This window comes from Vibrio fujianensis (assembly GCF_002749895.1).
In the GTDB taxonomy this organism is placed as follows: Bacteria; Pseudomonadota; Gammaproteobacteria; order Enterobacterales; family Vibrionaceae; genus Vibrio; species Vibrio fujianensis.
Genome location: NZ_NBUS01000040.1, coordinates 12,238 through 20,332 on the forward strand (window position 1 = coordinate 12,238; position 8,095 = coordinate 20,332).

The window sequence follows — 8,095 nt, forward strand, 5'->3', positions numbered from 1 at the left end:
CCACTTCGCTTGGGAGCCATTGTGGTTCGAGGAGGCAAAGATGGCGATCTTGATAAACGTGCAAGTTTATTAAGACGAGACTCAGTACACGGTCAATTTAATGGTAGCATTATCGTTGATCATGAACGAAATGCCCTAATTGCCAATGGTAATTTCATTCAAGTGATCTACGCCAACTCTCCTCAGGAGGTCGACTATACCCAATTTGATATTCAAAATGCCCTTATCGTTGATAATACTGGCGTTTGGCGTGATCGCGAAGGGTTAAGCCGTCATCTTGCCTCCCCAGGAGCCAGTAAAGTCTTACTCACCGCCCCAGGCAAAGGCGATATTAAAAATGTGGTGTTTGGGGTTAATGAAACGATTATCCAACCCAGTGATAACATCATTTCAGCCGCCAGTTGCACAACCAATGCTATTACGCCGATTTTAAAAGCGATAAATGACCAGTATGGTATCGTTTCAGGCCACATTGAGACCGTTCATTCCTACACGAACGATCAAAATCTTATTGATAACTTCCACAAGGGGCAGCGTCGCGGTCGTTCAGCTTCACTCAATATGGTCTTAACTTCAACGGGAGCGGCAAAAGCGGTGGCAAAAGCACTCCCAGAACTCTCAGGTAAATTAACCGGAAATTCGATTCGCGTTCCAACACCGAATGTTTCAATGGTGGTCGCAAACCTCAATCTGCGAAAAGAAACCAACAAAGAGGAATTAAACGAATATCTACGCGGTATTGCGATTCATTCTCCTTTGTCGGCGCAAGTTGATTACAGTGATTCAACCGAAATTGTCTCAACTGATTTGGTAGGTTCTCGCCATGCTGGAGTTGTCGATGGAGCCGCTACCATTGCCCAAGGTAACCGCTGCGTTGTTTATGTATGGTATGACAACGAATTTGGTTATAGCTGCCAAGTGATTCATTGTATGGAGCAAATGATGGGGGTTCGCTATACAACTTACCCGATGCAGTGAAACCATGAACTGCACAGCATAATAAAAATAAATCCGCATGGGCTGAGTGACGCTATACTCAGATCTGACGGGAATTCCCCCAAATTTGCCGCCATTATTGCTGATATTGGCGGCTTTTTTTAAGATTCATTAACGCCTCATCAGCCGACAAAAATTATCGCCGCCTTCGTTGTCTATCTTCATCGTATGCTGTATCGGTGCTCATAAAGTTTGGTTATCTCTATGTCACACCATTATATTTATCCTCAAACAACTTAGAGTTGTTTGAGGATAAATATAATTCGCCTGAATGTATTTTCTTAGAAAATGATATCACAATAAAAAACAATCTCATGAATACAACAATGGTTATTCCTTTATTGAAATAACTAGATTGCAATCTTGAAAAACAATCAAATAGATCTCTCTATCTATATGTGTATAATTCAGTAATTCTAGATCATAGTAATTATTCATGGTTTTTAGTTTGCGTTTACAATTAGCCAAGGCAGCATCTTGCCATAATAAAAGACACCGTATAAAAGAGCTTAGTAAGTTTATACTCCGCTCTTATATCTATGCTTCCCATTTCCAGCAAATGGTGAAATTATTTATCAATCACGACAGAAAATACCTTTTCATTCGCCAACCTAATTATTTAATGAAATGTATGATTCCTTTTTTACATGTTGGCATGAATAAGAATCAGATTATTCAACTACTCGATGACCACCATTCTTGGTTAGAACATCGATTTCAGCGTCTAGCCATTGAGAAAATTCATACAGAAAAATTATATTTAGCGGAAATACCTATCGGAGACGATAGGTATCCATTAACACTCAGCTTTGATGGAAAAATACGAAAAGAGGGTGAACTAGCACTATCACTTGAAAATGCCAGTGGGGATGCATATTACACCCTAGGATTTACTTTTCAAAACAATAAAATATTGATTGGATGTATACAAGGTACAACGAATGATAACGGCTTTAGCCGACTATTTACCAAAGCGGTGTTCGGGTTAAGACCTAAATCATTTATGGTAGAAGCATTGCAAATTATTGCTCAACATCTAGCTATTGAACATATTTATGCTATAAAAAATTCAGCCCATATCTATAATGCCAAACGGTACAACAAGAAAATAAATTTAAATTACGATCAATTGTGGCAAGAACATGATGGTACTGAACATGACCAATGGTTCTATGCGTTACCAATTGAATCTAAAAGAAAAGCAATGGAAGAAATCAAACGCCCTAAAAGAAAAATGTATCGAGAAAGATATCTGTGGCTTGATCAATTTAAGGATGAAATGATTCATTCACTGCAACCGTGTTTATTATGCTCTTAATCCTGATTTTTAGATCGATACAATGTCAAGGCCTCTGCCTTGTCTAAAGAAACCACAAACTGCGGCAAAAATCAGCTTGAAAGGTAAACAAGCCCTAGTGAGTTTAAATATATGTATTGATTTTTTATTCCTCTTCGATACGTTATGATGATGGCTCATAACGTATCGGAGTAAGGATTATGTATCGATTTTTAGTCACCACACTCACACTGGTATGTGGGCTTTTCGCTTTGATTTTCAGTTTGTTATTGGCGATTCCACTAATGATCGTTGCGCTTATCACGGGTAAACGCTTAGAAAAACAATTAAAACGCCGTCCATTCCATCAAGCAAAAAATAATGAAAACAGTGATGTGATCGAAGGAGAGTTCGAAGAAGTCTCACGCCGAGATCAACACTCTGATCGCCAAAGCGATGAGGACCAATCCAGATAAGCGATCAATCACTACGGCCCTCGCTCGTAATTTATCCAGCAATTTCGGACTAGAAAGCAATAACGTAATCAGGCTGTACCAAAGCCCATCAATGATAAATGGTGTGACGATGATAATGATTTTACTGACTAGCTCACTGCTTTGCGAAACAAACTGACTAAAAAGTGCGATAAAAAATAAGGCAATTTTGGGGTTAAGCAGAGAAATCAATAACCCTTCTTTAGCCGACTGAATTATGCTCACCGACTCACCGGATTCGAGTTTTGCCGCTACCCCACCTTCCGAACGTAATGCATTAATACCTAAGTAGGCTAAATATCCCCCACCTGCGTAGCTAATCAAACTAAAAAGTAGTGGAGAGCGCTGTAGTACTACAGCAAGGCCGACAAGAGTAATAAACGCATATCCTCCGATCCCCAGCGCATGAGCCCAGGCTGTTGCTAACCCATTTTTACGCCCACCTGCTAAGCTATGTTTTGCCACCATAGCCAGACTTGGCCCTGGAGACATTGCTCCTAAAATAGAAACACTTAATAAAGAAAACCACACTGTTAACGTCATTTCGATAACCTTTACTGATAAAAATTTCCCATCACTTATGGTGACGTTAGATGTTCGGCCAATTGCAACCGGTATTTTACCTAATGCACATTACTGAGCTTAAGGGTATGCTTAGCGAAAAGACCGCCCTTTATAAGGACAGGTGATGATTTCACGATAGGAAACAACACGGTGCAACAACTGAATAAGGATATCACTTTATTGTCTGGTATCGGACAACTTTCCACAACGCTAATGGGAACCGGGTTATTTATGATCCCCGCGATTGCAGCAGGAATAGCGGGAAAATATTCTTTATGGGCGTGGCTTATTTTATTTATCGCGATTTGCCCCATCGCTCTCACTTTTGCTGCATTAGGCAAACGCTACCCTAACGCAGGGGGCACAGCCTACTTTGTGCGTAAAGCCTTTAATGCTCGCTTAGAGCGTGCCGTTGCATGGCTATTTGTCAGTGTTATTCCTGTTGGCGTTCCAGCTGCCGTTGCCCTTGCCGCTGGATTTTTGCAAGCATTGTTACCCGCACCGTTAGCCAACCCCGTTTTTTGCCAAGCGCTGACCATCGCACTGTTAATCGGGGTTAATCTTGCCGGCACAAAATCATCAGGACGCCTGCAAACGGGGATCGCATTAAGTATTTTCGCTCTCGTAGCCAGTTTTTTCTGGGTAGGCGAAGTCACGACACAAGACTTAATCATGCCAGCATTAACTCACGATTCTCTTTGGTCAATCGGGGCCGCTTTAGGTGTCATGTTTTGGTGTTTTGTGGGCATAGAAGCTTTTGCTCATATGGGCGAAGAATTTAAAAACCCGCAGCGTGATTTTCCAATTGCCATTTTGGTCGGCTGTTTTGTTGCAGGAGCCACCTATTGGGCTTGTTCTGCCGTTATTTTAAAATTTGGAGCCTACGGGAGCCCTGAGTTTGACAGTGCTTCCATTCCATGGTTAAGCGATCAACTATTTGGCTCCCAATTAGCTGCCGTCATTAGCCTAATTGGATTCTTAGCTTGCTTTGCCAGTATTAACCTTTATACCCAGAGTTTATCGCGTATGGTCTGGGCACAAGCCCGAGAATACCGTCCGAAAAGCGCAATTGCTCGGCTATCCATTCGTGGCGTTCCAGCCAATGCGACTTGGGTTGTGGGCTTTATTTTGCTTATCTCGTGTATTTTAGGAGAGCTATCAGGTATTGATCTTGAGTTTTTCCTGAAATTGGCCAACGGAATTTTTATTTTGGTTTACCTACTGGCAATGTTTGCCGCCTGTAAACTGTTAAGTGGATTTGCCAAACTACTAGCAACGATTGCCTTATTTTTATGCAGCGCGGTATTTCTCTGTTTAGGCTGGTCGATGCTCTATGCATTAGGCATTTTCCTTCTCCTCGTTTTTCCTTGGAAAAAGGCGGAGAAAACCCCTTCTCCTGTTGCCTAAACTGATAAAAAGGCTCTCAAATACACCCGAGGGCCTTGATGACTTTGTTAAACATCGAGTGTTTTTTGATGGGCCAACACCCTATCAATATCCGCCGCACAATGGCGCTCTGGTAGCTGCTCCCAACGCTCACCCCAAGCACGGTTTACGATACGACCTCGTTGTACTGCGTGACGTTTTGCCATCTGATTCGCCCAACGTTGCACGTGTTGATAGCTTTGTACGTCGAGAAACTCAGCGGCATCATAGGCGTGGCCCAACACTAGGTTGCCGTACCAAGGCCAAATGGCGATATCAGCAATGGTATATTCGTCACCAGCAATGTAACGATGTCTGGCCAATTGCTTATCCAATACATCCAACTGGCGTTTTACTTCCATTGCAAAACGATTAATCGGATACTCAAATTTTTCTGGTGCATACGCATAAAAATGACCAAACCCACCCCCAAGGTAAGGCGCACTACCTTGTAACCAAAATAGCCAATTCATCACTTCCGTTTTCGCGACCCAAGCCTTTGGCAGAAAATAACCAAATTTTTCAGCGAGATAAAGTAAAATATTTCCTGATTCAAACACGCGTATCGGCTCAGGTGTAGATTGATCGACCAGCGCAGGAATTTTGGAATTGGGGTTAATCTCCACAAACCCCGAACCAAATTGATCACCCTCTCCAATTTTGATCAAAAAAGCATCATATTCAGCATCAGCTACGTCTAAAGCAAGTAACTCCTCTAGCATGATCGTTACTTTTTGCCCATTTGGTGTTCCCATCGAATAGAGCTGAATGGGATGCTCTCCTCTAGGTAACACTTGCTCAAATCGAGCGCCTGAATCTGGGCGATTAATACTGGCCCATTGACCACCATTATCCTGGTCTATCGTCCACACTTTTGGGGGTACATACTCGTTAGCCATGCTGATTTCCTTTTGATGAAAAGTCTTGTCGAATATGAGAACTTGGTTGCTAAAAACCGTCTCTACAAGAAATAAGTGTAGCTATTTGTTCCACTCCGTGTATAGTGAATCTCGGCTCTTAAGAAGAGCTGTTAATGCGATATTAAGTGTAAGTTTTTTCTCAGAAAACCATCGAACCTTTTCGTTTAGTGCCTGTGCAAGTTTACCTTCATCTACCGTTTAATAGCTTATCTATCGGCCACTTATTGTTTAGTGTCATTAAAATATAGAGGTAACTATGTCAGCTAAAGTGACAGGTTCAGTAAAATGGTTCAACGAAACTAAAGGTTTCGGCTTTCTAACTCCAGATAACGGCGGAAGCGATGTGTTTGTACACTTCAATTCTATCGTTTCAGACGGTTTCAAAACTCTTGCTGAAGGCCAAAAAGTAAGCTTCAGCGTAGAGCAGGGCAAAAAAGGCCCTCAAGCAGAACAAGTTGTGGTTCTGTAAATAGAATCATGAATAGCGCGATAATTTATCGCGCTATTTCTTTGTCTCTGCTTGTTTAACCCTTCATTGGTTCCGCGCTATCCTTCTTTTTGATCCGTCAAACAAATTCCCATCCAGTGACACCGAAACTTTCAACCGCCTTAATTGGAGGTCATACGACATTTTGCTTTACACATTATGTGGGATGCTGCTAATAAACACGCTATTTGACTAGCATTTATATCGTATTAGTGTACTAATAAATGATGTTTAATTTTAATTGATGATGACTTATGGCTAAAATCCCGAAAAAAGTAAAAAATCCACCAGCACAAAATACCAGTAGTGAAAAAATACCCTTAACGCAGCACCAGACACGTAAAAGAATTGAAGATATTTTAGAGCAACGAGAATTCGATAAGCAGTACGGTGCGTAACTCAATCACGTATGGTTTACTGCCTTTTAGTGTGTTTATCCTTTATTCAGCATACTGAAAGGCGTCTATCACGATTTGGCTTGCTTTTGCTCCCCATCTAACCTCCGCTCTAAATCCGCTCATTTTTCAACCAATTCGCTTTAAATTACGACCCTTTTACTGATTTATTGACGTAATATTTTGTGCCCTGCAGCACATTTGTATACCATACCTCTCCCCGAAAATATCTACACACAGGGAGAGATTGATGACTCCACAAGCTCGTATCACGCAACAAGCTCATCGAGAGGCACTCACAGCCATTGTCTTAGCACTTTGTTACTTGCTCTGGTGGTATGTCTCTGCTTATGGATTTTCTGCTCCTCAACAAGACACAACGATGCCAACGCTTTACTGGGGGCTACCGCTTTGGTTTTTACTCTCTTGTATTATCGGCCCGATTCTGTTTACGGTTTTATGTGCTGCCATGGTCAAGATCTTTTACCGTGATATTCCACTCGACCCGATGGCGCGTGATACCCATGAATAACGTATTGATCATCCCTTTAGTGGTCTACCTTATCGGGGTATTTGCTATTGCTTTTTTTACCCGCCGTCATCAGGCTAACGGTAATTTTCTTAATGAATATTTTCTAGGTAGTCGTAGTATGGGCGGGTTTGTTTTAGCCATGACATTAGCTGCTACCTATGCAAGTGCCAGCAGCTTTATTGGTGGGCCCGGTGCGGCTTATAAAATGGGGTTAGGCTGGGTATTACTGGCAATGATTCAGTTGCCCGCAACATGGCTAACACTCGGTGTATTGGGAAAAAAGTTTGCCATAGAAGCTCGTCGACATAATGCCGTCACACTCAATGATATGCTATATGCGCGATTTAAAAGCCGACCCGTCGTCATTCTTGCCTCACTGGCCTTATTGCTAGCTTTCTTTGGCACCATGGTGGTTCAATTCGTTGGAGGGGCGCGCTTATTACAAACGGTTACGGGGCTCTCATATCAGCATGGATTATTCATTTTTGCTGCTACTGTAGGGCTGTATACCACCATTGGTGGTTTTCGGGCCGTGGTATTAACCGATACCATCCAAGGCATCATGATGCTAATTGGCACGATTATCTTGCTGGCTGGCGTCATTCATGCTGGCGGGAGCTTGGGAGACCTAGTCACCGAACTGCATCGTATTGACCCAGCATTAGTCACGCCCTATGGCCCAGACCACTTTCTTAGCCAACCGTTTATGCTCAGCTTTTGGGTGTTGGTCTGTTTTGGCGTTATTGGCCTTCCTCATGCCGCTGTTCGTTGTATGTCTTATAAAGACAGTGCTTCTTTACATAAGGGAATGGTAATTAGCACCATTATGATTGCTCTGCTGATGTTTGGGACTCATATCACCGGAGCACTGGGACGAGCCCTCATCCCTGAATTGGCAAGCCCAGATCAAATTATGCCAACACTGATGGTGACCGTATTGCCTCCTTTTGTGGCTGGTATCTTTTTGGCGGGGCCGATGGCGGCGATTATGTCAACGATTGATTCC

The 8,095-nt window shown here is 42.4% G+C and carries 10 protein-coding genes; 8 read left to right on the forward strand and 2 right to left on the reverse strand.

The window, feature by feature from the left end:
• From B7C60_RS06005 to B7C60_RS06015, 3 genes are all read left to right on the forward strand, one after another.
• On the forward strand, positions 1–978 hold a 978-nt coding region (locus B7C60_RS06005; protein WP_245868677.1), incomplete at its 5' end, for a glyceraldehyde-3-phosphate dehydrogenase.
• 466 nt (positions 979–1,444) lie between these two features.
• Entirely contained in the window at positions 1,445–2,314 is an 870-nt protein-coding gene (locus B7C60_RS06010) for a VirK/YbjX family protein (protein ID WP_099611080.1), read from the forward strand.
• 179 nt (positions 2,315–2,493) lie between these two features.
• On the forward strand, positions 2,494–2,748 hold the full coding sequence (locus tag B7C60_RS06015; protein ID WP_099610874.1) for a hypothetical protein: 255 nt from the start codon (positions 2,494–2,496) through the stop codon (positions 2,746–2,748).
• Here B7C60_RS06015 and B7C60_RS06020 read toward each other — a convergent pair.
• Entirely contained in the window at positions 2,695–3,309 is a 615-nt protein-coding gene (locus B7C60_RS06020; RefSeq protein WP_099610875.1) for a LysE family translocator, read from the reverse strand. The two genes, B7C60_RS06015 and B7C60_RS06020, sit on opposite strands and share 54 nt — an antisense overlap.
• Before the next feature lie 171 nt (positions 3,310–3,480).
• Between B7C60_RS06020 and yjeH the strand changes: the two genes are divergently transcribed.
• On the forward strand, positions 3,481–4,737 hold the full coding sequence (gene yjeH / locus B7C60_RS06025) for an L-methionine/branched-chain amino acid transporter (RefSeq protein ID WP_099610876.1): 1,257 nt from the start codon (positions 3,481–3,483) through the stop codon (positions 4,735–4,737).
• Positions 4,738–4,784: 47 nt separating this feature from the next.
• On the opposite strand, the gene yghU is transcribed toward yjeH, so the two are convergent.
• Positions 4,785–5,654, reverse strand: coding sequence for a glutathione-dependent disulfide-bond oxidoreductase (gene yghU / locus B7C60_RS06030; protein WP_099610877.1), 870 nt, complete (start codon positions 5,652–5,654; stop codon positions 4,785–4,787).
• Between the two features lie 277 nt (positions 5,655–5,931).
• On the opposite strand from yghU, the gene cspE reads away from it, so the two are divergent.
• The 4 genes from cspE to panF form a co-directional block, all read left to right on the forward strand.
• Positions 5,932–6,144, forward strand: a complete 213-nt coding sequence (gene cspE / locus B7C60_RS06035) for a transcription antiterminator/RNA stability regulator CspE (RefSeq protein ID WP_078925922.1) — start codon at positions 5,932–5,934, stop codon at positions 6,142–6,144.
• A 272-nt stretch (positions 6,145–6,416) separates the two neighbouring features.
• Positions 6,417–6,560, forward strand: a complete 144-nt coding sequence (locus B7C60_RS17075) for a hypothetical protein (RefSeq protein ID WP_170887274.1) — start codon at positions 6,417–6,419, stop codon at positions 6,558–6,560.
• A gap of 247 nt (positions 6,561–6,807) precedes the next feature.
• The gene (locus B7C60_RS06040; protein WP_099610878.1) at positions 6,808–7,089 is read left to right on the forward strand and encodes a YhdT family protein; all 282 of its coding nucleotides are present in this window, start codon (positions 6,808–6,810) and stop codon (positions 7,087–7,089) included.
• Positions 7,082–8,095 (forward strand): sodium/pantothenate symporter (gene panF / locus B7C60_RS06045; protein ID WP_245868680.1); only part of this gene is annotated, 1,014 nt, incomplete at its 3' end. The genes B7C60_RS06040 and panF, both read left to right, overlap by 8 nt.

What these genes read in the sequence shown, in the direction of transcription:
- B7C60_RS06015 (WP_099610874.1), top strand. Translation starts at nt 2,494, where the DNA reads ATGTATCGATTTTTAGTCACCACACTCACACTGGTATGTGGGCTTTTC.
- B7C60_RS06020 (WP_099610875.1), bottom strand. Translation starts at nt 3,309, where the DNA reads ATGACGTTAACAGTGTGGTTTTCTTTATTAAGTGTTTCTATTTTAGGA.
- yghU (WP_099610877.1), bottom strand. Translation starts at nt 5,654, where the DNA reads ATGGCTAACGAGTATGTACCCCCAAAAGTGTGGACGATAGACCAGGAT.
- cspE (WP_078925922.1), top strand. Translation starts at nt 5,932, where the DNA reads ATGTCAGCTAAAGTGACAGGTTCAGTAAAATGGTTCAACGAAACTAAA.
- B7C60_RS17075 (WP_170887274.1), top strand. Translation starts at nt 6,417, where the DNA reads ATGGCTAAAATCCCGAAAAAAGTAAAAAATCCACCAGCACAAAATACC.
- B7C60_RS06040 (WP_099610878.1), top strand. Translation starts at nt 6,808, where the DNA reads ATGACTCCACAAGCTCGTATCACGCAACAAGCTCATCGAGAGGCACTC.